Below are 26,029 nucleotides of genomic sequence, written 5' to 3' on the forward strand. Positions count from 1 at the left end.
CATCCGACCCCGAACCGAGAGGCTCGATTCACCCATGACCCCTACCTCTTCCATCCAGCCGACGGCCACTGAGATCGAAACCGAACTCCTCGCCTTCCTACACGGCCGCGGGAAGGTAGAGGTGGCACCCGACACCGACCTGTTCGCCTCGGGCGCCGTCACGTCCCTGTTCTCCCTGGAGTTGGTAACGCATGTCGAGGCGGCGTACGGCGTCGCCGTGGTGGGCGACGAGCTCCGGATGGACAACTTCCGCAGTGTGCGGGCCATGGTGGGACTCATCGAACGGCTCCGCGCGACCTGTGAGACGGAACCGTCCCATGGGTGAATCCGTCGACCGGGCGGCCGCGCTGGTCACGGAACTGGCTGCCGGCCAAGCCGAGGAGTGGGACGAGCGCGCCGAGCTGCCGCGCGAACTCATCCGGGAGTTGGGCGCCAAAGGCGCGCTCTGTGCCGACGTCCCCGAGTCGTTCGGCGGACTCGGGCTCGACAGCCAGGACAACGGTCGTCTGATCGCTGCCACCGGAGAGACGTGCAGCTCGCTGCGGAGCGTGATGACGTCCCAGGGCATCGCTGCGTGGGCGGTCTCCCGCTTCGGCTCTGCCGCGCAAAAAGCCGAGTTCCTGCCGCGACTCACGTCCGGTGAGACGGCCGGGGTCGCGTTCAGCGAGCCCGCTGCGGGGAGCGACCTGGCGGCGATGTCCACCGAGATCGTCCAAGACGGTGACACGATCGTCGTCACCGGTTCGAAGTCCTGGGTGACCGGCGCCCATTACGCGTCACTGCTCGTGGTCTTCGGCAGGTTCGGCAACGGCGCCGCCATGGTCGTCGTCCCCACCGACGCCCCCGGGGTGAGCGTCGAACGCATTCCTTCTCCACTCGGATGCCGCGCAGCAGGACACGCCTCTGTCCGGATGGACCGGGTACGAGTGCCCGCCCACCACCTGCTCGGTGGGGCGGGTATGCCCATCATGATGCTGGTGTCGTCACCGCTGACGCACGGCCGGATCTCCGTGGCCTGGGGTTGCGTGGGCATCCTGCGCGCCTGCCTGCGAGAGGTCGTACGCCACAGTTCCCAGCGGGTCGCCTTCGGCAGTCCACTGTCGCAACATCAATTGGTCCAGCGACACATCGCGGAGCTCTACGCCGGCGAGCGCACGGCTACGTACGCGTGCGAGCACGCAAGCCTGGAGTGGGACACCAAGAAACCGCGGTACATGGCTACCGCCGTACTGGCCAAGCATGTGGCCGCCGAGCAGGCGGCGCGGGGCGCGGCGAGCGCCGTTCAGGTGCTGGCCTCCGCCGGCGCCCGCTCCTCCCACGTGGTGGCACGCGCCTACCGGGACGCGAAGTTGATGGAAATCATCGAAGGAAGCAGCGAGATCAGCCAGGTGCTGCTGGCAGACGAAGCGATGACGGTGTGGGCATGACGATCACGAACGGGGGCGGCGGGGAGATCGGCCTGGGCGCCATGTATTGCCTGCTGCCGGACGAACGCGTCAAGGTGGGGGATCTTCCCGAGTGGGGCCTGCTCAACCGGGAGGAGACCGGCTTCGCGCTCGGGTCGGGCATCGAGACCGTGAGTGTCTTCGACGACCGCGCCACCGCGGGCCTGGCCGCAGAGGCTGTCCAGGGGCTGGGGCAGGCTGTGCATCCTGCTCCCGACCTGCTCATACTGGTCGGCGCCCGTTCACCGGACGTGCTGCTCGGCTCCGATGTCGGCCAGGTACAGGCCGAGGCGGGGCTGACCGGTGCGTTCTCCTTCACCCTTGACGGACTGGGCTGCACCGGATCCAGCGCGGCGTGGGCCCTGGCCCGCGACCTGATCGTGGCCGATCCGGGACGCACCAGCGCGGTCATCGCCCATGCGAGTCGGCCGACCGGCGCCGACCGGGTGCGGTACCCCGTCACCGTGATCGGTGACGGGGCCTACGCCATGACGATGGTGCGCGGGGGACGGCCGGTCCTGCGAGCGCATCGGATGGAGAGTGACGGCACCTTCCATGATCTCTTCCGCGTCGACTACAAGTCCGCGCCGTGGTACGAGTGGCGCGAGGAATGCCAGTCCGCCGACCGCTACCGGTTCGACCTGGCCATGCACAGCAGGCAGCGTCTGTCCCGGTTGGTCGATGGCGTTCTGGCAGACGCAGGACTGGCCAAGTCTGATGTCGCCGCGACCTTGATGCAGAACGTCACCGCCGGCGCCTTCGACTTCTACGAGAGCCTGCTCGGCCTGCCCATCCACTCTGTCTGCCGACGTCACCTCGCCGAATACGGCCACCTGGGGGCCATGGACGTCGTGCTCAACCTTCAGCGCGTACTCGCCGAGGGCGGTCTGCAGCGCGGCGATCACGTCCTCGTCCTGAACAACAGTCCGGTTGCCGCTTGGGCGGCCACGCTCTGGGAGATCTGATCATGTCGCACAGCACAGCCGGGCAGAACGCCAACGGAGTCGGCCTCCCCCTGGTCAAGTGCCTGGTATGGGACCTGGACAACACGCTATGGCGCGGAACGCTGTTGGAGGACGAGGAAGTCCGGCTGCCGGACGAGATACGACGCACCGTGGAGGAGCTCGACGCCCGCGGCATCCTGCAGTCCGTCGCCAGCCGTAACGACCACGATCTCGCATGGGAGCGCCTGGAGAGACTCGGTATCGCGGAGTACTTCGTTCTGCCCCAGATCAACTGGGGCAGGAAGTCCGACTCCGTTCGCGCCATAGCGGAACAGCTCAAGTTCGCGACGTCCGCCCTTGCCTTCATCGACGACCAGCCCACAGAACGGGCCGAGGTCGAACACGTGCTGCCCGACGTGCGGACGTACGAAGCCGGGCGGGCCCCGCTGTTGACGGGGCTCCCCGAATTCAGCCCGGCCCGGGTGACACAGGACGCCGCCAACCGCCGTTCCATGTACCAGGCGGGATTCCGCCGCGAGCGAGCCGAGGCCGAACACGGAGGACTGGACGACGAGTTCCTCTGCTCCCTCGATCTGCGGCTGACCATCCAGCAGGCGAGCGAAGACCAACTGGCCCGGGTTGAGGAACTGACCCTGCGGACCAGCCAGATGAACGCCACGGGAGTCCACTACTCGGAAGGCGACCTGCGAGCGCTGCTCGACGACCCGGCCCACGACGTACTCGTGGCCGGCCTCACGGACCGCTTCGGGGACCACGGCGCGATTGGCGTGGTGCTCCTGGAGCGCCTGACCAGCCACTGGCACGTCAAGCTTCTGGCCACATCCTGCCGCGTCGTCTCTTTCGGCACGGGCGCCACCATCCTGCGCTGGCTCAAGGCACAGGCTCGCGCGGCCGGGGTACACCTGACGGCCGACTTCCGCCCCACGGACCGCAACCGGATCATGGAGGTGGCCTACCGGTTCGCCGGGTTCAGCCAACAGCCCTGCGTCGAGTGCGCGGACCTGGGTGAGGGGGGCCCGGGCGTCCAGCGACTGCACTGCGTCCCGGCAAGCGAGGGGATCTCAGAAACGATGCGGGTCATCGCGCCGACGCTGGGCGCCCCCGCCGCCGAGTCCGTGCACGAATGCTACGGGTACCGCGTGGAGTGCTCCTTCGACAGCGCCGCGCGACCTGTCGTGGAGGGGTTCTTCGGACCGGCAGTGGACCGGCAAGGAGCTGTCGGCGAACCAGTGCGGACGATACGTCTGAGCATCGCGATCCAAGACGGACCGATGGTGGTGCCGGTGAACCCGCCGCACAATCTGGAGGTCATGACGAGCGACCCCATCGTGATCGACACGGCGAGTTCGCGATGCGTCTTCGACCCGTCGGCGGGGGCGGGGACGATCACTCTGGCAAGGGCGGACATCGACGACTCCCAGGTGTGGGGCCGCTGGATGCTGGAACGCCTCTTTCTCTATCTCATCTGCCGCTCGCCGCGCAGTTACCCGTTGCATGCCGGAGCCATCGAGGTCGATGGCCGCGTGGCCGTGCTGACGGCCGCTGCCGGCGTCGGCAAGTCGACGTTCACCTACTGGGCCCTGCACCGTGGTGCCAAGCTGGTCGGGGAGGACATCCTCGCCAGGAACATGGACGAGCCGGGCGCGGTGGTGTGGGGCTATCCACGTGCCCTCTACGTCACGCCCGAGATGATCGCCCGAGCCGATCTCCTTCAGGACGCGCAGGCGACACCGATCGAGGGCGGAGCCAAGAGCCGTGTCACTGTGCCCCGTTCGCTGGAGGACCGGCTGCTGTCCCGGGCCCGTCCCTCCTGCATGGTCTTCCTGGTGCGCGGCGACGGTCGTCAGGAGGTCAGGGAGCTGAGCGCGAGCGAGGCTCTCGACCGATGCCGAGAGGACTACGCCACCGCGAAGAGCGAGGCTGACCTCAAGGCGGTGGAGGACGACCTGCGCGGTCTCCTCTCGGGAGCCCCCGTTTGGGAGTTCGAGGTCTCCGGTGACCTCGACGAAAGCTACGACAGGCTGCGCGCGGCACTGGCACGGCTTCCCGTGCCCTCCACCGACTGACCGGACGGTATCCCGTTCGCCCTTGAGGACCCATTGAGGAAGGTCATGCAACAGCTCAAGCACTCCACGTCGCTGTACGCGGTCTTCGCGGACCAGGTGACGCGACGCCCGGACGCCGTGGCCATCACGGACGGCCCGCTCGAGATCAGCTACCGGCAACTGGAGAACGCCGCCAGGGCGTACCGCCTCCGCCTTGCGGAGAACGGTGTTCGACCGGGCGACCTGGTGGGGATCAGCCTCGCAAAGGGCTGGGAAGTCGTCGCGGCGATCCTCGCCGTACTCAGCCAGGGCTGCGGATACGTCCCACTCGATCCGGCCTACCCCGCTGACCGGCTCTCCTTCATGGTGGAGAACAGCCGTGTCCGGGTGGTCATCGCCCACCCGGACAGCTCGTTCCTGCCGCAGGACACCGTTCTGGTCACACGCGCCGCGGATGACGAGATCGCCACCGAAGCTCCTCCGGAGCGGCCGCACGGCACGCCCGCGTACGTGATCTACACCTCGGGCTCGACCGGAGTGCCCAAGGGCGTGACGGTCGAGGAGGCCTCCGTACTGGAGCTCTTCCGATCCTGCTCCGGAGGACTGTTCACCTTCGGCCCGGAGGACGTCTGGACGCTGTACTTCAGCTACAGCTTCGATTTCTCCGTATGGGAGATCTGGGGGGCGCTGCTGTTCGGCGGGCGCCTCGTCGTCGTGCCGGCACACATCACGGCGCGCCCGGCGACGTTCCTGGACTTTCTCGCCCGCGAGCGGGTGACCGTGCTCAATACGGTGCCCAGTTTCTTCAAGTACCTTCCCAGGGCGTACGAACGCAAGCCCGTCCCGCTGGCCCTGCGCTACATCGTCTTCGGAGGCGAGCAGCTGGACCGGGTGTCCGTGCGCGACTGGATGCGGTTGCGACCCGGCGCCGAGACCCTCGTCAACATGTACGGGATCACCGAGACAACGGTACACACCACGTTCGGTGCCCTCACCGCGGAGCGCGTGGCGTCCGACAGCGGCGGCACGTGGATCGGCGAGCCACTACCGCACCAGCGTGTGGTGCTGCTCGCTCCGGACGGGACCGAAGTGCCGCACGGGGAACCGGGTGAGGCATACGTATCGGGGCTCGCTCTGGCCCGCGGCTACATGGGGAGACCGGGCCTGACGGCGGAGCGCTTCCTCGAGATGACGCTCGATGGCGACTCGACGCCGCGTGTGTGGTACCGCACCGGTGACTTGCTCCGTCGGCTGGACGACGGAACGTACGAATACCTGTGCCGCAACGATCGGCAGATCAGCCTTCGCGGCTTCCGGATCGAGCTCGGCGAGGTCGAAGCGGTCCTGCGTGAGGAGGTCTCCGTACTCGACGCGGTGGCCGTGACGGAGGAGACGGCGGGCGGTGAGTCCCTGCTCATCGTCTACGTGACCCTTGCCGACGACCGGACGCCGGCAGAGGAACACGCGGTACGACTGCGGGCAGCGTGTCAGGACCAGTTGCCCGCCCACATGGTGCCCAACCGTGTCGTCGTGGTCTCGAAGATGCCCCTCGCCCCCTCGGGAAAACTCGACCGGGCCCGGCTCTCCACCGATATGGACCTGCGGATGGTGCAGAGATGACAACGGAGATCGAACGCAAGTTCACCGTGGCCGAACACTGGCAGGTACCCGACGATGCCGTGGGCCTGCACTTGCGCCAGGCCTATCTGACGCCACCCGGTGCCCCCGTGGAATTCCGGGTGCGGGCCGCGGGCAACGCCCGGGCACTGACGGCGAAGAGCTTTGACAGCGCGTCCGGCGCGATGGTGCGCCAAGAGGTCGAGTTCGCCATCGACCCCGCTGTCTTCGAACAACTCTGGGAGTTGGCCAGACGTGACTCACTGAGCAAGTTCCGGTGGTCCGTTCCCCTGGGTGATGAACACCTGGCCTCGGTCGACGAGTACGACGGGCCGCTGTCGGGACTACGCGTGGTGGAGGTGGAGTTCGGCAGTGTCGAGGAGGCGAGAGACTTCCGTCCTCCGAGCTGGTTCGGCGAGGAAGTGACCGGAGACCCCGCGTGGAGCAATCGCGAACTGGCCGCGTCGGCACAGCAGTACGAGACGAAGGAGAGTGCCGATGAACCGGCACATTGAGTTCGACCGCCTGCACAACTTCCGTGACCTGGGCGGCTACCGCACCGTTGACGGGCGTGCGGTGGCCTGGCAGACCCTCTATCGCGCCGACTCGCTCGGCAAACTGCAGGGTGCCGACTGGGAGAGGTTCCTCGGGCTGGGCATCGGAACCGTCATCGATCTGCGGTACCCCTGGGAAATCGAGGTCAAGGGCCGCGTGCCCGAAGCGGAACGGTTCCACTACGTCAATCTGAGCATCGAGCACCGGCCTTACGACCAGGCATCGATCGATCCCGCCCTCGACCCGTGGCGCTACCTCGCCGATCGTTTCGCCGAGGTTACCGAGGACGGGGCCGACGAGATCCGCCAAGTACTTGAGCACATCGCCGAAGCACCCGGGCCGGTGGTCTACCACTGCACATCCGGCAAAGACCGGACAGGGCTGATCAGCGCGCTCGTGCTGACCCTGCTCGGCGTTTCCCGGCAGGACATCCTCGCCGACTTCGCCTTGACCGAACTGGCCACCGCGCGTCTCGTCGTCGATTGGCACACCGCCAACCCCGATCGTGAACTGAGGTGGCCCGGCTACGGGCGGGCGCCCGCAGTGATCATGGAGATGGTCCTGGAGGATCTGGAAACCCGGCACGGCTCCGTTCACGGCTACCTCAAGGACCGGGTCGGCCTGTCGGACACCACAGCCGACCGGCTGCGCGCCCGGCTGCTCACAGACGGAATCGGCTGAACATGCCCGGCTCCAACCTGACCACCGATGAAGCCCAGCGCCGTTCTGACGTGCTCACAGTGGACACCTACGACATCGCGCTGGATCTGACGGCCCCCGGCGCCGACACCTTCCGTTCTGTGACCGCCATCGGTTTCTCCTGCTCAGAGCCGACCGAAGCGGTCTTCCTGGACCTCTTGGCCGCCTCGGTCCACGAAGTCCGTCTCAACGGCCGGGCGCTTCCGCTGGACCTGGCCTTCCAGGACTCCCGGATCGCCCTGCCGGGACTCGTGGCCGGCCACAACGAGGTGACGGTGATCGCCGACTGCGCCTACTCGCGCACGGGCGAGGGACTGCACCGCTTCGTCGATCCTGTCGATGACAACACCTACCTGTACACCCAGTTCGAAGTCGCGGACGCTCGGCGGGTCTTCGCCTGCTTCGACCAGCCTGACCTGAAAGCACGGTTCCGCTTCACCGCGACCGTGCCTGACGCATGGACCGTGGTGTCCACCATGGCCCCCACCAGCACGCGAACGGTCGGCGGGTCGTCCACGGCCTGGTCATTCGACTGGACCCCGCGCCTGTCCACCTATGTCGTCTCCCTGGCAGCCGGCCCCTACCACGCGGTGCACAGCACGCACCGGGACGGCGAGCGGGCGATCCCGCTCGGCCTGTACTGCCGACAGAGCCTGGCTGCGCATCTCGACCCGGACGACATCTTCGAGGTGACCCGGCTGGGCCTCAACTGGTTCCCGGAGCGGTTCGATTGCCCATACCCGTTCGGGAAATACGACCAGCTCTTCGTACCGGGCTTCAACGCTGGAGCCATGGAGAACGCCGCGGCGGTCACGTTCAACGAGAAGTACGTCTTCCGTTCGAAAGCCACCGACGCCGCGTACCGCAAGCGGGCCGCGACGATCCTGCACGAACTGAGCCACATGTGGTTCGGCGACCTGGTCACGATGACCTGGTGGAACGACCTGTGGCTCAACGAGTCCTTCGCCACGTACTGCTCGTTCGCCTGTCAGGCCCTCGCCCCGCGATCGCGGTGGGCCGACTCGTGGACGACCTTTGCCAACCACCAGAAGGCCAAGGCGTACCGCCAGGACCAGCTCCCCTCCACGCATCCGGTCGTGGCGCGGATCCACGACCTGGAGGACGTGCTGGTCAACTTCGACGGCATCACCTACGCGAAGGGGGCTTCCGTCCTCAAGCAACTGGTGGCTTACGTGGGCACGGACGCCTTCTTCGGCGGCGTGCGCGACTATCTGACGACGCATGCCCACGAGAACACCCGGTTCCACGACTTGTTGGAAGCGCTGGAGAAGGCGTCCGGACGTGATCTGGGAACATGGTCGAAGCTGTGGCTGGAGACGGCGGGCGTCAACGTTCTGCGTCCGGAGACGGAGACGGACGAGGACGGAGTCATCACCTCGTTCCGCATCCGCCAGGAGGCACCGGCACTGCCGCCGGGAGCCGCGGGTGAGGCGGTGTTGCGTCCGCACCGAGTAGCGGTCGGCTTCTATTCGCTGGACGCGGGCACCCACCGTCTTGTCCGCGAGCTGCGCGCCGAGGTGGACATCGCCGCACAGGCCGACACGGACGTACCCGAACTCGTGGGATGCCGCCGACCCGACGTGATCCTGCTGAACGACGACGACCTCACCTACGCCAAACTCCGCTTCGACGAGAAGTCCATGCGAGGTGTCGTCGAGCATTTGGCGGATTTCACCGACCCGCTCCCGCGAGCCCTGTGCTGGGCGGCGGCCTGGGACATGACACGAGACGGAGAACTGGCCGCACGGGACTACGTGCGCCTGGTGCTCTCGGCCATTGATGCCGAGAGCGACATCGGAGTCGTGGAGAGCCTTCACCGCAACGTCCTGCACGCCCTGACGCACTATGTCGCCCCGGAAGCCCGTGCGGAGCTGACCGCCCTGTGGAGCCAGGCCGCGCTGGAGTATCTCCGTGGTACCCAGCCGGGCAGTGGTCATCAGCTCGCCTGGGCACGGGCGTTCGTCACGTCGGCCTGGAGCGGACCGCAGCTCGACATCTTGACCGGCCTTCGCGACGGCACGCTGCGACTGCCGGGCCTGGTTCTCGACTCGGAGCTGCGGTGGGCGATCCTCTTGCGACTGGCGGTCCACGGCCGGATCGACGAGGCGGAGATCTCGGCCGAGGAGCGCTACGACGCAACGCCGGCTGGCGCCTGTCATGCCGCGTCGGCACGTGCCGCACGCCCTGATCCCGCGGCGAAGTCGGCTGCCTGGACGGAGGTGGTGGAGCGCGGGGAGTTGTCCAACCAAATCCAGCGAGCCGTCATCGCGGGCTTCACCACGCACACGGACCCGGGCGTACTGGCGCCTTACACGCACCGGTACTTCGCGGCGATCCGTGGCATCTGGGAGTCCAGGAGCCATGAAATGGCCAAGCAGGTCGTCCTGGGGCTCTTTCCGGTCGCGCCTGACACTCGCAGCGTGCGAGACGCGGCGAAACACTGGCTGGAGTACTCCGACTCCGCTCCAGCGGCGCTGCGCCGACTCGTGCAGGAACAGTACGACGATGTCGAACGCGCGCTGCGTGCTCAGCGCACCGACGCTCTACGGCACAGCCGGAGCGGCGGGAACGGTCTCTGACGAGCCACGAACGAACAGGACACGACATGCGAGAGACGTTCCATGAGTTCTACGGATACCGAATCGCCTGCACGGCACCGGCAGACGCCGAGCCGGTCGTCCGGCGCCTCTTCGGCCCCCCCTCGGCACCGGCGCCGCATGCGCCGTGGTCGGGCGCGGACACGATCCGGTTGTCCTTCGAGATCACCGACGTGGACCACGATGCCGTGCCTCCGCCCTACTTCCCGCCCCATTGGGACACGCGTGACGAGATTGTCCTGGACACCCGCAGCTCCACCGCCACGGTCTCCCTCGCCGCGCGCGCGGTGCACGTGAGGCTCGCCCGCTCCGATCTGGGCAACCCCATCGTGTGGGGACGATGGCTGGTCGAGAAGGCGTTCCTCATAATGACATTGCGCTCCAATCGTCACTACGGCCTGCACGCGGGCGCGCTCGAGGTGGAGGGCCGGGGGGCGCTGGTCACCGCGGACAGCGGTGTCGGCAAGTCGACGTTCACTGCTTGGGGGCTCTTCCAGGGCGCCACCTTCATCGGCGAGGACGCCATGATGCGTCACATCGAAGACCCTGAAGACCGGTTCTGGGGATACCCCCGCTGCGGGTACCTCGACCCCGCCGTGGCCAAGACCCGGCCCGAGCTCGCGGACGCGCCGGCCGCCCCGGTGCCGGCCCGGGACAAGTGCCGCCTGGAGTGGCCCGCGTCCTTCGAGGAACGTCTGGTGACCGCTGTGCGGCCTCACGCGCTCTTGATTCTCACCCGCGACCACCAGGAAATCCGTCCGGTCGGCGTCGATGAGGTCGTCGAGCTGTGCCGGAGTGACTTCGAGGCGGGCAAGCTCCGCGCCGAAGACCGAGCCCTGGCTGAGGACGATCTGCGCGCCCGGCTCGCGAGTATGGCCTTGCTGGAGTTCGGCCTCTCCAGTGACCTGAAGGCCAACTACGCACGTTTGGCAACCACCCTGCAGGCCTGACCAGTGGGCCCGAAGACCCACTTCTGAGAACGAGAGAGCGAATACATCATGGGCGCCACGAACTGGAGCGCACTGACCCGTATGCCCGTCAAGGCGTACCACTACGAACTCGACACATGCTTCCGCGAGGGACAAGACGAGGTCCAGGAAGCTTTCGGTGACCGCCAAGAGGAGGTCCTGCACCGCTCCGCGCTGATGCTGGTCAAACCCGACGGCATGGCAACGGGCAAGTTGGGGGTCATCCGCGATTTTCTCGGCACCCACAACTTCTCAATCATCGGTGCGGAACTCTTCCGGTTCAACCGGCACACGGGGCGCGAACTGTGGCGACACCAGCACACGCTGGCCTCGCTGGACCGACTCGCCGTCAACGACATCGTGTTGCAGGCAGGCCCCACTCTGCTGCTGCTCCTGCGCAGATTCGGCGACCATCCTGAGCCCGCTACCGTGCACCTCAGCTCCCTCAAGGGCAAAGCAGACATGTCCCAGCAGACCCCCGACAGTCTGCGCGGCGTTCTCCAGCGGCCGAACCGGCTGTGCAGCATGATCCACTGCGCTGACGAACCAGCGGACCTGGTCCGCGAGTTGAACTTGCTGATGGATCCCGCACCGCGGCACCGCCTGCTCGGTCGCCTGCGGGAAGGAGTCTCCTCCCCGGCCGACGAGGACCTGCTCGACCATGTGCTCCACTCCGGCGAGTTCGGAAACGTGACCCTCGACCGGGACGGCGCCGTCCGGCGCATCCGCCACACGGTCCGGGAACGAGCGACCGAACACCCCGACCTGGCGGCCGCAGCTGGCCGGATAGAAGCGTGGCTGGAAGGGACGGAGCGGGGTGAACTGCTGCCTTGGCGGGAGTTCACCCGCGTACTGAAGTCTCTCGACATCAAGGTGGACGTCTGGGACATGGCCATCGTCGGCAGCAGCCACATCGTCGAGGACGAGCCCGGTGCCATCAAGGTGATCGGCAATCCGCGGTCCGGATCGTGGCTCGCGTGACACCGTCCAGACCCCGCAGCCCCGCCCCGCGCACCGTCTCCGCCGGTGCGGCGCGGTGCCCACGCGGCAGAAGGGGGGAGCGATGATGGACCAGCCGTCCTGGTGGTCCCACCTCCGACGGCGGTCGGCTCTCCCCCGGGCACGTCTCCTCGTTGTGCCGCACTCGGGAGGGGGGCCCAACCGCTATCTCCGGCTCGTCGGCAATGTCCCTGACGACGTGGAGGTACTGGGCTTCACCCTGCCCGGCCGTGAACGTCGGTTGGCCGAGCCTCCCGGTGCCACCCTCGACGAAGTGGTCACCAGCCTGTCGACGATTCCCGGGGCCGTGCCGCCCACCGTCCTTCTCGGGCACAGCCTGGGCGCCACCCTCGCCCTCCACCTCGCACACGCCCTCGGCGACCACTGTGCCGGTCTCGTCGTGTCGGGGCAGACGCCGCATCGCCAGGACTGGCTGTCCGAACGCTCCACCGACGAAGAGATCGTCCGTCTTCTCGAACGCGGCGGAGACCTGCCCTCCGAGTTCTTCAAGGAGGGAGCGTGGCGGACGGCCTTGTTGAACAACATGCGTGCCGACCTCGCACTGGGCGGCGAAGCCGTCGCCCGCGGCACGGCCATCCGCATCGACGCGCCCGTCACCGTACTGTGCGGCACGGAGGACCGCTTGATCGACATGGAGGCGCTGGCCGACTGGGGCGGGCACACCACGACGCGGTGCGAGGTGGAGCTCGTTCCCGGTGGTCATTTCGCCCTCTTCGATCCAGCGAACCGGCCGCGTTTCGAAGACGCGATCGGACGACACCTTGATCGGGTCCTGAGTTCGTGAACACGTGGAAGAACTGAGATCCGGCCCGGGGGCCGCTCCCGTGACAGGGGGCGGCCTCCGGGCCGTCCAGGCCTTCAGAGGGCGGAGACGAACGCGTCCAGTACCGATTCCACCTGCGCACAGAACCATGCCACGTCGTCACGCGGCACACTTGGCGGAAACTCGATCCGGCCCGACATCCCCCGGTCCCCCCGGTCGGTGAGCAGAACCGTCCACGGCCAGCGCGCTGCGAGGGGGCTCACCTCCAGCGAACGGGCCGCACGCCCGGGTGCCGACAACGCGGACGAGGGGTCGTGATTCCAGGCCACGACCAACGGAGCTATGGAGCCCGCGTCGCGGAGGCCGAGTTCGGCCATCAGTGAGGGGAAGGGCACGCGGGACATGGCGTGGGCTTCGGCGATGGCGTCCCGCGCGTGCCGCAGAGCCGCATGCGGGTCCGGGTCACCGGTGCCTTGATCGAAGGACGGGCCGAACGGCACCGTGGTGAGAAAGTATCCCGCAGCTCCGGCGTCGGCGACCTCGTCCCTGTCGGCGACGGCTAGAGCGAACCTGCCGCCCGTCAGCGCGAGTCGGCACAGCCCGTCGAGTACGGCCGCGAGCGTGACGGCGAACATCGTGGTACCGCCACGTCGTGCGCAGGCACGGGCCCGGGCCCACACCTCCGGACCGACCGACAATTCGGCTAGTTGGCAGCGCTCCTGGGCTTGTGCGGGAGGCCTCTCCACCTCTGCCGGGAACCAGGCACTCACCCGGCCGGCCGCCGTTTCCAAGGCTCGCTTGCCTTCTGCCGACTCCAGGAAGAGTCGCTGCCGGTGAGCGTAGTCGGCGTGACCTCGTTCAACGGGCAGGTCGGTCCCGGCGCCGTCCAGCGCGGCCGCCAACTCTTCCAGAACAATCCGGGCACTCCACGCGTCGACCACGATGTGATGCCAGACCAGCAGCAACCGCACCGCACGCGGTGCGGCCAGAACCGCGGCCCGTACGAGAGGCCCGCGGTGCAGGTCGAAGGCTGGACGTTGTAGCTGCGTCACCAACTCCTGCCAGGCGCCGTCCAGCGTCTCACCGGAAGCCACCTCCCGCACGGCCACCGACAAAGGGCAGCCATCTGACACGAACTGCATCGTGTCCTCGTCCACGTGTCCCCGAAAGATCGCGTGCCGGTCGAGCACGCGGGCGAGTTCGCGAGCGATCCTTCGCGGGTCGACGTCACCGGCCAGTTCCACCGCCAAGGCCTCGTGAAACGCACCGGGGGTCACGGCGGTCATCTCGGCGGCCCAGATACCGGCTTGTCCCTGTGTGAGCAGGACGGCGTCGTCGGTCCGCACACCGTCAGACTCGGCCACGGGGGGCAACCCCTGTGCTTGCCGAGCGAGTTCGGCGAGTGTTGGCGCGGCCAGAACATGGGCCGCCGTGACAGAGCGGCCCGTCCGCGTACGCAGTGCCGATGCCAACTGCGCCGCCTGGAGGGAATCGCCGCCAAGCTCGGTGAAACCGAGGTCGAGCACGGAGAGAGGTGTGTGCACGAGCACTGCCCGGCAGGCGTCCTCGACGACGCGCTCGCTCGCGTCCCGTGCCGGCCGTGACAGCCCCTCCCGCGGCTGCGGAAGCGCCTTGCGGTCGAGCTTGCCGTCGGCGGTCATCGGTATCCGTTCCAGGGCGAAGAAGCGCCGGGGCACGGCCTGCGCGGGGATCTCTTCGGCGAGGCGTACCCTGAACGTACTCCACAGGTCGCCATCCCTCTCAGCGGCCCCGCTCGACGGCACGATGAAGGCGGTCAGCACCGAGGGAGCGTCCGGACCCGTGGGCCAGGGCAGCACCGCGACATCCGAAACCTCGGGGAATCGCCGGAGCGCGGCCTCGGTCTCCGCCGGCTCGATGCGGACGCCATCGATCTTGAGCTGGTCGTCGGCTCTGCCCAGGAAGGTCAACTGGCCGTCCGGACCCGAGACGACGAGGTCGCCAGTCCGGTACATCAAGCCGACCCCGTCAGCGGCGGGCAGGAAGCGTTCAGCGGTGCGCTGCGTGTCGTGCAGATAGCCGACCGCCACACCACGGCCGGCGATGAACAACTCCCCGGAGTTCCCCGGTTCGACAGGGTTGAGCCGGTCGTCCAGTACGAATCCGCGATTGCCTTCGATGACCGTGCCGATCGGGGTGCGTCGCTCCGGCTCCGCACACTGGTCGGGAACCGTGTACAGGGTTGCGCAGACAGTGGTCTCCGTGGGCCCGTAGCCGTTGATCACCACCATCTCGGGCAGGTATGAACGCAGTTCGACCAGCAGCCCCACCGGGATCGGCTCGACTCCGGTCAACAGCCTCCGCAGCGTGGGGGCCACGGCACCCCGGCGCAGCCTGTCACGCAGAGCAGAGAGGAACTGAGGTGGTACGTAAGCCGAGTCGACACGCTGCTCGGCGAGGTGGTCGAGCGTGGCGTCGATGTCCCGGCGACACCGTTCCGGAACGGGGACGACGGTCCCGCCACTGCAAAGAGCACTCCACATCTCGTAGATGGAGACATCGAACCCGGGCGATGTCCACCAGCTGTGACGGGCACCGGGGCCGAGCGGCCCGCGTCTTTGGAAGGCGTCCAGCAGGTTGAGCACGCCGCGCGCCGGGACGATCACGCCCTTCGGTGTCCCGGTGGATCCCGAGGTGTAGATGACGTAGGCGGGATCGTTCTCGCCGGTCGCGGGAGACGGCCAGTCCCCTCCCGGAACGCAGACGGACGGGCCACCCGCGGGGGGCACGATCGCGTCGTGCACGTCTCCGGTCCGCAGTACGGCGGCAGGCCGGGCCTGTCGCAGGATGTGCTCCCGCCGCTTCGCCGGGCCGGTCACGTCGACGGGGAGATATGCAGCGCCCGCGGCGAGGGACCCCAGCGCGGCGACGACGAATTCCGGACCGACCGGCATCTCGACCGCGACCAGGTCTCCGGGTCCGACGTTCCACGCGGACAACCGGTGCGCCACTGTCGCCGCGGCGACGGCGAGCCGACCGTAGTCGACAGTTGCTTCCGGGCTGCCGAACGCCGGAACGTCGGGATGGACCCGGGCGACCTCCAGGAACGCCCGCCACAGGTTGCCGTGCTCCGAAATCAGATCCCCGTACACGCTGAATACCCCGCAAAATATGAGTTTGGCCCGATAACGACATACAAGTGAAGGAACCCAGGCTCTGAGAGGAGGAGTGGCCCGAGCGTCTAGCTGTGACGACTTCCTCCCTCCAGGAGCCCCGGCGCGCCCGCCCTGATCAGAGCGGCCACTCGTTCCGGCTGCTCGAGCCAGAACAGGTGCCCGGCGGCCAGGGACGTGAAGTCGGACCCGTGGATCCCGGCGGCCAACCGCCTGCCGGTTTCGATGGAGACGACGCGATCCCCGTCGCCATGCACCACATGTGTGGGCACGCAGATGTGGCGGAGCCGATCGGCCGTCGTGTGTGTGGCGCTCGCGCTGATCTGCAGCGTGGTCGTCCAGGGATCCACCGGCTGCGCGAGCGCCGCGCCTCGGTATTCTTCCCACGCACCCGGGCGTACCCTGACCGGGTCCTTCACCCCCAGGCGGAAGACGTTGCGCAGTGTCGCCGCCGGGTCTCCTTCGACGATGGCCGACGCCAACGCTTCCGGCACGACGGACTTCGAACCGGTGCCGCCCGTGTGTGTGCAGCCCAGGAACAGGCTCTCGACTCTGGCTGGGTGTCGCAGGACCAGTTCTTGGGCGACGAGGCCGCCCATCGACACGCCGACGACATGCACTTGGCGCCAGCCGAGTGCATCGAGCAGGCCCGCCGCGTCATCGGCCAGCTCGGGTACGGTGAACGGGCCGCTCACAGGTGCGGAATCCCCGACGCCTCGATGGTTGTAGGCCACGACGTCGAAGGACTCGGCGAGCGACGACAGCAGCCGCCGGCCCCAATGGAGATACGTCGCCGCCGTCCCCTGGACGAGCAGCAACGGCGGACCGGCGCCGAGGCGTATGTACCCGAGGCGGGCGGCGCCGCGCACATGGGCAGAGAACGTCGCGACCATGCTTCCCCCGTCGATCGATCTCACCCGGCACGAGAGGCTCCGGCGACTTCGGTATGCCTGCGACCCCGTACCGTCACATCAGTCCGGTCGGCGCGACCCGTGTTCCTGCGAGCCGCCGTTCCCGGCCTCACTCCAGCGTTTCACAGATGGACCGCATGCTGAACCGAGTTGACGCAAGGACGTTGGTTTTCGGCATGCCGCACGCGTGCACAACCAGCTTCGGAGGCAGCTTAGTACGCGAGCTCGCCATCAACGCATAGCTCCCGGCCCGCAGGGCTCCCGTATGCCGTAGGGCCCCACCGTCAGTGGCTTCTCGAGACGTCACCGAGGCGTACAGGACCGCCTGGTTCGGCGGTGGCAGCCTTACTGGTTCCAGCGACCCGGGAACCACCGGCGCGGAGCATGCGAACACTGGTTCCAGCGACTGGAAGGCCGGGGCGACGCTGGTCCTCGGAGGTACTCACACGCTGGCTTCTTCATCCATCGAAGGTTCCAGCGCCTCCGGACCCGCATCAGTGGCTTCACGAGTCGCCGCCCGACGGGCGTCTGAGGCGTCCCGGGCCGGAACGACTGCCTGAATCGACCGCATGCGCCCGCGTGACTGTCCGGCTTCGGCTGTCAGAAAGGGGCACGCAGGCGTGCGTTCCTCAGCGGTGGCTAGAGGTTGTCCCGTATGGGGTGTGAGTTATCCAGTGATGGCCAGGTTGTGGAGCCGGGCGATGCCGAGCATGGCCTGGTGAACGCCGTTGCCCTTGAGCCGGCAGTCCCGCAGGATCTTCCAACTCTTCAACCGCGACAGGGCATGTTCGCCCCTGGCCCGGGCCCGGCGGTGGACGGCATTCTCCGCTTCCTGCCGTGGGCTGAGGTGCGTCTGGCCTCGTCGTCTACGGTGCGGGATGAGCAGACCGGTTCCCTGGTGACCACCGTCAGCGATGGTCGGTGCGCCGCGGCAGACCCGGTCGACGCCGGACTCGGTGAAGGCCCGGCAGTCGTTACGGCTGCCGGGCAGCGGCAGGCCGATCGCCACCACCAGTCGGCTGTTGGCATCGATGACGACCTGCAGGTTGGTCGAGTAGCGATAGTTCTTGCTGGAGGCGGCGATGCTGCGGTCGCGGGTGGGCACCAGGGTGCCGTCGACGATGTAGACGGTGTCCTTGCGCGGCCGCCGGGCCGGCGAGATGGCCAGGAGAGGGGCAAGGTGATCGAGGATGCGGTCGGCCGCCGACTTCGAGATCCCGAACAACGGTGCCACCTGCCGCAACGTCAGGTTCGTGCGCCAGTACGTCGCCACCAGCAACACCCGGTCCTCCAGCGGCAGCCGCCAGCGACGACCGCGCTGGACGTCGCCACCGCGACGCCGCACCAACGCCACCAGCCTGGCGAACTGCGACTCGCTCAGCCCAGAGAACGGCTCGATCCACTTCGGATCATCCGCTGAGATCACCCCACCCATGCCCAGCCAACGCACCAACCACCCCACCAGTTACGGGACAACCTCTAGCCGCTGACCCATTGGTACAGGCCCCGCCCGACGATCGCGACCTTCCCGTCCTTGACCAGCCGCCCGAGATGGCCACGCAATCCCTCGAGCTGTCCCTTGTTCGGATCCAGCATGCCGATCGCCTCAGCCACCTGCCGGGCCCGCATGGGCTCGCCCGCTCCCCTCATGACAGCCATGATTCGTGCCCGCCTCGTGTTGTCCCGAGGCGTGGCCCGCGGCACCCTGGCCGCTGGGCGCTCCCCGTCGGCCTCTCGTGGACCCGGATCCGCGGAGGGAGCGGCGGCTGCGGCGCTCGCGAATCCGTTGACGGACACAGACGTCAACTTGCCCTCTTCTGCGTCGGCTTTGGCCGTTTGGACCCGCTGTCCGGTGGTGGCAGTAAGGCCGTTCACCGTCCGGCTGCTCAAGTCCTGAATAACATCACGGGAAAGAGTCAGGGCCTTCAACCGCTCCTGCGCCGCGGCCAACTGCTCTTGCAATGCCGCTATCTCGGCCCCCAGCCGCTCTTCCTCCTCTTTGAACAGTCGCGTCAAGTCCTCAATCGTCAGTGACACAACTGTCTTTCCTTTCGGCATGACCGCTTCCGACCGCATCCTGCCCTATTACCCGCACAGCCCGCCACTCCCACATCCGAACAGCTTCACACAATGTCAACGTTTGATGAACAGTGGCGGTCGAGGCTTGATGGTCAACTGTGCTTCCTCTACGGTGATCGCTTCCCAGTGACTCACGAACGGCCACCTCACGCATTAGAACCTGGCTGACCACAGCTGAGCGTGGGGTATTTCCAACAGCCCACCGCGGCGCCACGCACGGCCTCGTGTCCGCCCGGGGGGGCGCAACGCACACCTTGATTGGGCGTGCACTGTCGACCTTGGCTCCCTCACGTTCCGAACGTGCGACCGCGGAAGGGTCCGAGCAGTGTTTTGCACGACAAGGACATCCGGTACAGACAGACGGCAGCAAGGTCGTCGATCTTTCCACCACACGTCGAGCACCCGCGACGGGGTTCCGTCGCCACGACCAGGGAAGCGTACAGGCTAGCAGGCGATCTTGTGAGGAAGCGTCCGAACGGGGCACTCTCGCCTCATCCGCAGCCGCACGATGGAACCTGAATACACCAATCAAGTGATCTTGGAAAGGCTTTTTGGCCAGGAGAACACCCCTCGGCGGGAATGGGCCCGACGTCGTCACGCGGGCAGGCGGGACCCCGGCACCATGCTGCGACCGCCGTACCGGGTAAGGCCCCCTCCCGCCCACGCCGTCTCGCGGCCTCGTCGAAGCGTCGGCCTGGATGGTGGTGTTCTCGAACCGGTCCACCGCCGTCCGCCCTCCGCCGGCGGGGACACGCGGACTGAGTGGCACGACGACCGACAGGTGAGGTCTCACGCGTTCAGAGCGCCAGGTCGCTCGGTGGCTGTGACGGCGGAGGTCAGGACACCGCCGACGGGTGGGCGGTCGGTTGACCGGACCTCTGCGGCATCACGACGACCGTCCACTGGCGACCCACCCCGCGTTCCCGGTTCGGCGGCACCCGACGGGTTCGCAGTGTCCACCGACGCGGTGTGATTGGCCCGTCTCCATCGACACTCTATTCACCCCCGCGCACCCCCTCTCTTCTCGCGAAGACCTCACTCACGCTGGGTAACTGAGACCTCATCAAGAAAGTACAGGTCAGAGGCTCCTGAACGACAGTAGACGTCAATTGGCCACCACTGTCCACTCACCAAAAGGGTGGCGGGTTCGATTTATTTCCGATTCCTCGGACTGAGGCTTTCCTGAAGAGGAGTACCACGCTGTGGCGTCCATCGGTACTCTCGGCGAGGAATCCGGCAGTCGGATAGCAAGAGAGGAGGTTCTCTCATGCAGGCTGACGGGGCGTACGCCGTTCTCGACGAGCTGATGTCTCTCGCCCGGGACGACAGGAATGAGGTCTCCGCAGCGAAGGCCTGGTTCACCCGTGCGCGGGAGGAGTTGGCGAAGGCCCAATCGGCGTATGACTCGGCGAGCGCGCGCCGAAGTCTCGCAGCGGGTCGCCCAGGGGGCAGCAGAGCTGCTGTCGACCGACGCTGACAGCACCAGCGACCCCGCCACGGGCAAGGGCGGCGGGAACGCCGCTTCGTTGGGCAGGGGCAAGGACTCGGATCCGGGCCGGACGCGACCGACGCTCGCGGACGAGATCCACGCCTTCGTGCGCGCCCAAGGGCGCCCCGTGCGCCGGGTGGAGATCGCGGAGCACCTGCACCGCTCTCGCCCGGACCTCAAGCCCACTGGGCTCGGCCCCGAACTCACCCAGCGGGTGCGGGCGGGCACGCTGGTACGAGCGGGTCTGGGCCTCTACACCCTGCCGACGCGCGCCGACGAAGGAGGTGACGGGCAGCAAGCGCTTTAGAAAACCGCCAACCATACGCACGTGCCGCCGAGGCTGAAGACCCGTCGGCGGCACGTAGATGCGCACCCATCCGGGCACACGCATCGCCGTGATTCTAGACGTCTTGTGTCGCGCGTGCGAGAGCCCCCGTGAATTCAGGCCCCCTACGACTTGGGGGCGGGAAATGAGGCAACATGCGCTGTTCCCCATCCGATTCCTCCGGCTTTCCCAGCTCGGCGGGCGCCACATTCAGCTCGGCCGGCGCCGGATTCAGCGGGGGGGGCCGACAGGAGCGCAGGAACACATTTGTCGCTGGACAGGGCACTGCCCAGCGGTCGCTGCAACCCTGCTCAGCAGATCAAGGTCGTCATCGCCCTTACCGAGCTGCTTGAGGACGGTGGTGCGCGCGTCGACCGCGCGCTGTTGGCCGAGCGGGTCGGCAGGAGTTTCGCGACGGTCGGCGACTGTATGACGTTCCTGACGAACCTCGGCCTGGTGAAGACGGAGCGGGGCCGCTACGGGATCACCGAGGACGGACGTCGCTTCGCCCGGCTGTGGCCGCGGGACACCTCACAGGCGCGCTTGGTCCTGCGGCCCCTGGCCGCGGCGCACTGGTCGGCTGCCGCAGCCGCGCACCACCTGGCCGACGGGCCCATGCCCCAGGAGCAGCTGGGCGCGTTGTTGCGGTCTGGTCTGCCCGGCGTCCCGTTGCGGGGGTCTACCTCGTGGAGTGGCTGGTGATCGGCCTGGTCCTACAGCGTGACGAGCGGCTCTACGTCCACCTGGTGTCCGGATCGCCTGCCACACCGGAGACTGCCACGTCCCACACTCCGCCACCGCAGCAATCGCCCCCCCCCCCCGCAGGGAGCGGCGACAACGGCTCCCAGACACTCCTGCTGGGGCTGACTCGCCAGCAGATCCAGGCTCTGCCGGACTCACGCTACGCGGCCTTCCTCAACGGCGTTCTGCAGTCCCTGCAGGGGGCCCTGGCACCCACACAGTGAGGACCGCGCCGTAGTAAGGGGTGTCGGCTTGCCCGCCGGCACCCCGCCGGAGGCGGCTTACCCGTGGACGGCTCTTGAGTACGGTGCGCGCGGGCCGGGGCCCGCGGCTCTGCCATGTTACCGGCGGTAGCTTCGTGGCTCTGCGGCGCCGGGGGCGGGCTCGTTTCGTCCCGGGGCGGGCTCACATGGGGTGGCGCCTCGAGGCGGGCTCACATGTGCTGGCCGCCGGCCCAGAACAGCAGCCAGATGAATCCGGCGAACAGGTGGGTGGCGAAGACGTAGACGAGAACCCGCAGCGCGACCCCGCGAGCCTGGCGCTTCTCCTCCTCCGAGCCCGACATGACGACGCCCCTCCCGAGGTCCACCCGCGACACCGGCCGGATCCGGCGGCCACCGATCAATGAGTTGAAGAATTCTTCAACTGTAGGCTAGAGCATCGATTCACCGTGGGCGCGCGAGGAGAGCGGAGTGACGATGCCGGTTCCGCTATATCAGGCGAAGGCGGAGTTCTTCCGCATGCTGGGCCACCCGGTGCGCATCCGTGTGCTGGAGCTGCTCCAGGACGGCCCGAAGCCGGTGCGCGACCTGCTGGCGGAGCTGGAGATCGAGCCGTCGAGCCTCTCCCAGCAGCTGGCGGTCCTGCGCCGCTCCGGCATCGTGACGGCGACCCGCGACGGATCGACCGTCGTCTACGCCCTGGCCGGCGGCGACGTGGCGGACCTGATGCGAGCCGCCCGCCGCATCCTGACGGAACTGCTGGCGGGCCAGAACGAGCTGCTGGCCGAGCTGCGGCAGGCGGAGCAGTCGAGCCGCTGACAGGGCGGACGGGGGCACGGCGGGCGCGGGGCACGGCGGGCGGGAGGCACGGCGGGCGGGGGCGCGTCGCCTGTCGCGCGCATCGCCAAGTGCCCCTCCGCGCAGCCGCGTTCGCCATCCCGCACGCGGTCTTGCACCGGGCCTTGCACGTGGTCTTGCACCCGGCCTTCCACACGTGATCCCGCGCGGGCTCTCCGCTGCCCCCACGCGGGCCGGAGCCCGATCGCCCGGCCGTCTCTCCGCGGTCCCCGGATCCGACGCCTCGTCACCCCGAACGGCGCAGCCCCGATGGACAGCCCGATATCTGACCTTTTGTCTGGTAAACGGGTCGACCAACACCGGCCCGGTCAGACAGGCCCCGCGCGGGGCCGTACAGGCAGTGACAATCGAGGAGATCCTCCATGCAGGTCCGCCGTATATCCGTGGCCGCCGCCGCAGCGACCGCCGCCGTGCTGTTCTCCGCGCCGCTCGCTTCCGCCGTCGAGGGCGGCGTCGTCTCCGTCACCCCCAGCTCCGCCCGTCCGGGGCAGACCGTCACCATCTCGGCGACCGGCTGCATCACGGCCAGCGCCGACGCCATCGCCCGCGCCTACTCCGACGCCTTCCCGACCGCCACTCTCAACGCCTCCGCCGGGTCGGGCGGGAGCGTCACCGGGACCTCGACGGTCTTCAGCGGTGCCAAGCCGGGCACGTACACCGTCAATGTGGTGTGTGACATCAAGAACGGCAGCGGCGGCGGCAAGGGCACCCTGACCGTCCTCGGCAAGGGCAACACCATGCCGCACGGCGGCGCCCGTACCGGCCTGGGCGGCAGCATCACCAGCGGCAGCGCCGGAGAGACCGCGCTCGGCGCGACCCTGGTGGCCGCCGCAGTCGTCGCGGCCGGCGCGTACGGACGGCGCCGCCGCGCTTCCGGCACGCGCTGACCGTTTCGCGACGGTGTGGGCGGGCGAGCGGCAGTCACCCCCGCCCGCGCCGCGCCACCCCGGGGAGGCCGGACGCGATGGCGACCGGCTTCCCCCGGTCACGACGCCGCGCGGGTCACGACGCCGCACCAGTCAGGACGCGCCTTGCCGGTCAGGACGCCTTGCCGGCCCGGGTCAGCAGTCCCTCGGCGAAGGCGCGTGCCGCGCGCAGGTCGTCGGCGTCGGGCCGCGACTTGTTGATGCCGCCGACGAGCTTGAACGGGAGCCAGGTGTCGTACGCGCGGCAGCCGAAGGTGTCGGCGACCTGGAACCCCTTGCCCTCCAGGACGCGCACGAGCCCGCGGGTGTACGGCCGGAACCCCGGTTCGGGCAGTCCGCTGGAGGAGAAGACGAACGCCCCGCCGCGTTCGCCGCGCGGAAGCGACTGGACGAACCGGCGCAGGCGGGGGTGGAAGTTCATCGAGAAGATCCCCGAGCCGAATCCCACGAGGTCGTAGGCGGACAGTTCCGCCACGTCCACCTGCTCGGGTTCGACGACGCGGGCGTCGAGGACCCGGCCCATGACGTCGGCGATCCGCCTGGTGTTGCCATGCGACACGGAAGTGCACACGATGAGCGTCTTCACGATGATGCTCCTGCGGTTGTCCGGAGGGGAGTCCGTTCGGGCCCGGGTCGGGAGATCGGCCCGACACCGTGAGGACACCGCCCGACCGGCAACCGTGACACCCCCCGAATGTGGCGCCGGTCACACGGCGGGCCGGGGCGGAACGGGACCGTAGCCCTCCCGTCGGCCGTCAGGCACGGCAGCGCAGCATCACCAGTGGGGGGTTGGCGTGGGCGTCCGCCCAGAAGTCGGCGCCGAACGCGCGCGTCCCGGCGTCGGAGATCCCGATGGGGACCCAGGTCACGTCGCTGAATCCGGCCGCCCGCAGGCAGGTCTCGTAGACCTCGCGACGCGGCAGGGTGGCGGTGAACGCGATCGGCCGCGGTGCGAGCAGCGCCGTGATCCTGACGCCCGGCCCGGTCTCCGCCTGGGTGCCGGTCAGTTCGGCGCGGAAGCCGTACTTGTCCAGGCGCGGCCCGTCGAACCGGTAGTCGGGCCGCTGGTTGAACGCGAAGAACTCGGCGCCGGGCTTCAGACTCGCGTGGATGTTGCGGCACATGCGCTCGAAGGCGTCGACGGTGTCCGCGTAGCCGAACAGCTGGACCGCCGTGGCGACGTCGAACCGCCGCCCGAGAGGCGGTAGTTGGGCCACGTCGCCCACCTGGTAGTTCACACCCAGTGGCTCGCGCTCCTCCGACTCCCGTGCCACGGAGACCATTTCACCGGAGATGTCGATCCCGAGCACGTCCGCGGCGCCGCGCCACGCGAACTCCCGGCTGTAGAAGCCGGTGCCGGACGCGAGGTCGAGGACCGCCTTGCCGCGCACGTCCCCGACCATGGCCAGGAAGCCGGGCACTTCTCCGTACCGCGCCAGCGGCAGCGCCTTGAAGCCCTCGAACGCCTCACCGATCCCGTCGTACTGCTGCCGAACACCCATCGAGCCGTCCTTCCCCCTCCGCCCCGCTCCGGCGTGTGCGAGGAGTACACACTGAGCCTGGGAGAACCGGCCCGGGACGGAAGGCATGAAAACGTCCGCGGGCGAGGCCCGGTGCTTCATAGATCCCTACAACAGCCGGCACGGGGTTGAGACCGGACAGGGAGCCCGGAGAGAGGGAACCCTGATAGGGAGCCCGGACAGGGAACTCGAACGGGGAACTCGGACGGGGGGCGAGTATGGAGGCGGATCGATGGCCGGCGCTTCCGCATCTGGCCGGTGTGGTCGGGGCGGGGCTGGTGATGGTGATCGCGTGGCTGCTGATCGGGCCGACCTGGGACAGTCTGGTGTCGGCAGCGGACATCGGCGGGACGCCGGGCAGCTACACCGCCTCACGGTGCCGGACGGTGCAACTCGGCGCGGGCGAGGGCACCGTCGACGCGCGGCAGTGCGTGGGCACCTTCCGCTCCCGCGACGGCCGGACGGTACGCACCGACGTGGCCCTGTCCGACACCCGCGCCCGGGTGGGCGTCCCGACCCGCATGGTGGACACGCACGGCCGGCTCTCCCTGCCCAGCCACGGTTCCGTCTTCTGGCAGGCGCTCAAGCTGCTGTTCGTCGGGGTGCCCGCGGCCGGGCTGCTCACCGCGCTGGCCCTCGCCGGCGAGCACGACGCGGAAGACCGCCCCGGCCGGCTGTGGTCCCTGTGGTCCCTGCTGTGCGCCGGAGCCTGCCGTGCGCTGGCCGTCGTCGCCGGCGCGGGTTTCCTCCTGGGCCTGCCGGTGGCGATAGCGATGGCGATCGCACTGTGAGGCAGCCCGGACCTGCCCGTCCGGCGGGGCCGCCGTCCAGTCCGAGGTCGGCGGCGAAGCCCACCACCGGGTTCCCCGGAGGCCGCCGCCGCCTTCTCCACCCCTCGCCTCGCGCAACCCCCTCCCCGATCCGCTAACCTGTCCTCGGCCGCCCATGACGGTGGCCGAGGATCATGCCGCGTAACGAGACGATCACACCCGGTGCTGACGTCAGGAACGCGAGCAAGCCCCGCCTCCGTAGCTCAGGGGATAGAGCACCGCTCTCCTAAAGCGGGTGTCGCAGGTTCGAATCCTGCCGGGGGCACGAAGAAACACCAGGTC

General features: G+C 68.4%; 23 protein-coding genes and 1 tRNA gene. 17 read left to right on the forward strand and 7 right to left on the reverse strand.

The genetic code is table 11. The features are described 5' to 3' along the window. Window positions 1–34: 34 nt before the first annotated feature. From K7472_RS07690 to K7472_RS07740, 11 genes are all read left to right on the forward strand, one after another. Complete coding sequence (locus tag K7472_RS07690; RefSeq protein ID WP_222975421.1) at window positions 35–325, forward strand: acyl carrier protein; 291 nt, start codon at window positions 35–37, stop codon at window positions 323–325. After that, entirely contained in the window at window positions 318–1,427 is a 1,110-nt protein-coding gene (locus tag K7472_RS07695; RefSeq protein WP_222975423.1) for an acyl-CoA dehydrogenase family protein, read from the forward strand. Before K7472_RS07690 ends, K7472_RS07695 begins: the two co-directional genes overlap by 8 nt. Continuing rightward, window positions 1,424–2,410, forward strand: coding sequence for a 3-oxoacyl-[acyl-carrier-protein] synthase III C-terminal domain-containing protein (locus K7472_RS07700; protein WP_222975425.1), 987 nt, complete (start codon window positions 1,424–1,426; stop codon window positions 2,408–2,410). The genes K7472_RS07695 and K7472_RS07700 overlap by 4 nt, the downstream gene beginning before the upstream one ends. After that, complete coding sequence (locus K7472_RS33650) at window positions 2,383–4,476, forward strand: HAD-IIIC family phosphatase (protein ID WP_372457939.1); 2,094 nt, start codon at window positions 2,383–2,385, stop codon at window positions 4,474–4,476. Before K7472_RS07700 ends, K7472_RS33650 begins: the two co-directional genes overlap by 28 nt. Before the next feature lie 45 nt (window positions 4,477–4,521). After that, window positions 4,522–6,075, forward strand: coding sequence for an amino acid adenylation domain-containing protein (locus K7472_RS07710; RefSeq protein WP_222975427.1), 1,554 nt, complete (start codon window positions 4,522–4,524; stop codon window positions 6,073–6,075). After that, window positions 6,072–6,587, forward strand: coding sequence for a CYTH domain-containing protein (locus tag K7472_RS07715; RefSeq protein WP_222975428.1), 516 nt, complete (start codon window positions 6,072–6,074; stop codon window positions 6,585–6,587). The genes K7472_RS07710 and K7472_RS07715 overlap by 4 nt, the downstream gene beginning before the upstream one ends. Continuing rightward, window positions 6,571–7,308, forward strand: a complete 738-nt coding sequence (locus K7472_RS07720) for a tyrosine-protein phosphatase (protein ID WP_222975430.1) — start codon at window positions 6,571–6,573, stop codon at window positions 7,306–7,308. Before K7472_RS07715 ends, K7472_RS07720 begins: the two co-directional genes overlap by 17 nt. A 2-nt stretch (window positions 7,309–7,310) precedes the next feature. Continuing rightward, window positions 7,311–9,926, forward strand: coding sequence for an aminopeptidase N (gene pepN / locus K7472_RS07725; RefSeq protein ID WP_222975432.1), 2,616 nt, complete (start codon window positions 7,311–7,313; stop codon window positions 9,924–9,926). A 26-nt stretch (window positions 9,927–9,952) separates the two neighbouring features. Continuing rightward, window positions 9,953–10,894 (forward strand): phosphoenolpyruvate carboxykinase (ATP), encoded by a 942-nt coding sequence (locus K7472_RS07730; protein ID WP_222975434.1) that lies wholly within the window; start codon window positions 9,953–9,955, stop codon window positions 10,892–10,894. A gap of 48 nt (window positions 10,895–10,942) precedes the next feature. Next, on the forward strand, window positions 10,943–11,893 hold the full coding sequence (locus K7472_RS07735) for a nucleoside-diphosphate kinase (RefSeq protein ID WP_222975437.1): 951 nt from the start codon (window positions 10,943–10,945) through the stop codon (window positions 11,891–11,893). 85 nt (window positions 11,894–11,978) lie between these two features. After that, window positions 11,979–12,716, forward strand: coding sequence for a thioesterase II family protein (locus tag K7472_RS07740; protein ID WP_252395269.1), 738 nt, complete (start codon window positions 11,979–11,981; stop codon window positions 12,714–12,716). A gap of 74 nt (window positions 12,717–12,790) precedes the next feature. On the opposite strand, the gene K7472_RS07745 is transcribed toward K7472_RS07740, so the two are convergent. The 4 genes from K7472_RS07745 to K7472_RS07760 form a co-directional block, all read right to left on the reverse strand. Further along, the gene (locus K7472_RS07745) at window positions 12,791–15,826 is read right to left on the reverse strand and encodes a non-ribosomal peptide synthetase (protein ID WP_222975441.1); all 3,036 of its coding nucleotides are present in this window, start codon (window positions 15,824–15,826) and stop codon (window positions 12,791–12,793) included. Between the two features lie 89 nt (window positions 15,827–15,915). Beyond that, entirely contained in the window at window positions 15,916–16,740 is an 825-nt protein-coding gene (locus K7472_RS07750; RefSeq protein WP_222975443.1) for an alpha/beta fold hydrolase, read from the reverse strand. A gap of 685 nt (window positions 16,741–17,425) precedes the next feature. Continuing rightward, the gene (locus K7472_RS07755; protein WP_222976091.1) at window positions 17,426–18,193 is read right to left on the reverse strand and encodes a transposase; all 768 of its coding nucleotides are present in this window, start codon (window positions 18,191–18,193) and stop codon (window positions 17,426–17,428) included. Between the two features lie 44 nt (window positions 18,194–18,237). Then, entirely contained in the window at window positions 18,238–18,795 is a 558-nt protein-coding gene (locus tag K7472_RS07760; RefSeq protein ID WP_222975445.1) for a hypothetical protein, read from the reverse strand. Window positions 18,796–20,237: 1,442 nt separating this feature from the next. On the opposite strand from K7472_RS07760, the gene K7472_RS07765 reads away from it, so the two are divergent. Both K7472_RS07765 and K7472_RS07770 read left to right on the forward strand, forming a co-directional pair. Beyond that, window positions 20,238–20,633, forward strand: a complete 396-nt coding sequence (locus tag K7472_RS07765; RefSeq protein WP_222975447.1) for a hypothetical protein — start codon at window positions 20,238–20,240, stop codon at window positions 20,631–20,633. 285 nt (window positions 20,634–20,918) lie between these two features. Continuing rightward, window positions 20,919–21,353, forward strand: a complete 435-nt coding sequence (locus tag K7472_RS07770; RefSeq protein WP_222975449.1) for a helix-turn-helix domain-containing protein — start codon at window positions 20,919–20,921, stop codon at window positions 21,351–21,353. Window positions 21,354–21,825: 472 nt separating this feature from the next. Here the strand turns inward: K7472_RS07770 and K7472_RS07775 are convergent, their stop codons facing one another. Further along, the gene (locus K7472_RS07775; protein WP_222975452.1) at window positions 21,826–21,957 is read right to left on the reverse strand and encodes a DUF6126 family protein; all 132 of its coding nucleotides are present in this window, start codon (window positions 21,955–21,957) and stop codon (window positions 21,826–21,828) included. Between the two features lie 133 nt (window positions 21,958–22,090). Here K7472_RS07775 and K7472_RS07780 point away from each other — a divergent pair, with 133 nt between their 5' ends. Beyond that, complete coding sequence (locus tag K7472_RS07780; RefSeq protein ID WP_222976094.1) at window positions 22,091–22,432, forward strand: ArsR/SmtB family transcription factor; 342 nt, start codon at window positions 22,091–22,093, stop codon at window positions 22,430–22,432. 401 nt (window positions 22,433–22,833) lie between these two features. Next, complete coding sequence (locus K7472_RS07785; RefSeq protein ID WP_222975454.1) at window positions 22,834–23,358, forward strand: hypothetical protein; 525 nt, start codon at window positions 22,834–22,836, stop codon at window positions 23,356–23,358. Between the two features lie 151 nt (window positions 23,359–23,509). Here K7472_RS07785 and K7472_RS07790 read toward each other — a convergent pair whose 3' ends face one another. Continuing rightward, a complete protein-coding gene (locus tag K7472_RS07790) occupies window positions 23,510–23,983 on the reverse strand; it encodes a flavodoxin family protein (protein WP_222975456.1) in 474 nt (157 codons plus the stop codon). 169 nt (window positions 23,984–24,152) lie between these two features. Next, on the reverse strand, window positions 24,153–24,899 hold the full coding sequence (locus K7472_RS07795; protein ID WP_222975457.1) for a class I SAM-dependent methyltransferase: 747 nt from the start codon (window positions 24,897–24,899) through the stop codon (window positions 24,153–24,155). 236 nt (window positions 24,900–25,135) lie between these two features. Here K7472_RS07795 and K7472_RS07800 point away from each other — a divergent pair, with 236 nt between their 5' ends. Next, window positions 25,136–25,708 carry a hypothetical protein gene (locus K7472_RS07800; RefSeq protein WP_222975459.1) on the forward strand — a complete coding sequence of 191 codons (573 nt, stop codon included), beginning with the start codon at window positions 25,136–25,138 and terminating at the stop codon, window positions 25,706–25,708. A gap of 231 nt (window positions 25,709–25,939) precedes the next feature. Next, window positions 25,940–26,012: transfer RNA gene (locus tag K7472_RS07805), tRNA-Arg, on the forward strand. Window positions 26,013–26,029: the final 17 nt, after the last annotated feature.

Source organism: Streptantibioticus parmotrematis (assembly GCF_019890615.1).
Classification (GTDB): Bacteria; Actinomycetota; Actinomycetes; order Streptomycetales; family Streptomycetaceae; genus Streptantibioticus_D; species Streptantibioticus_D parmotrematis.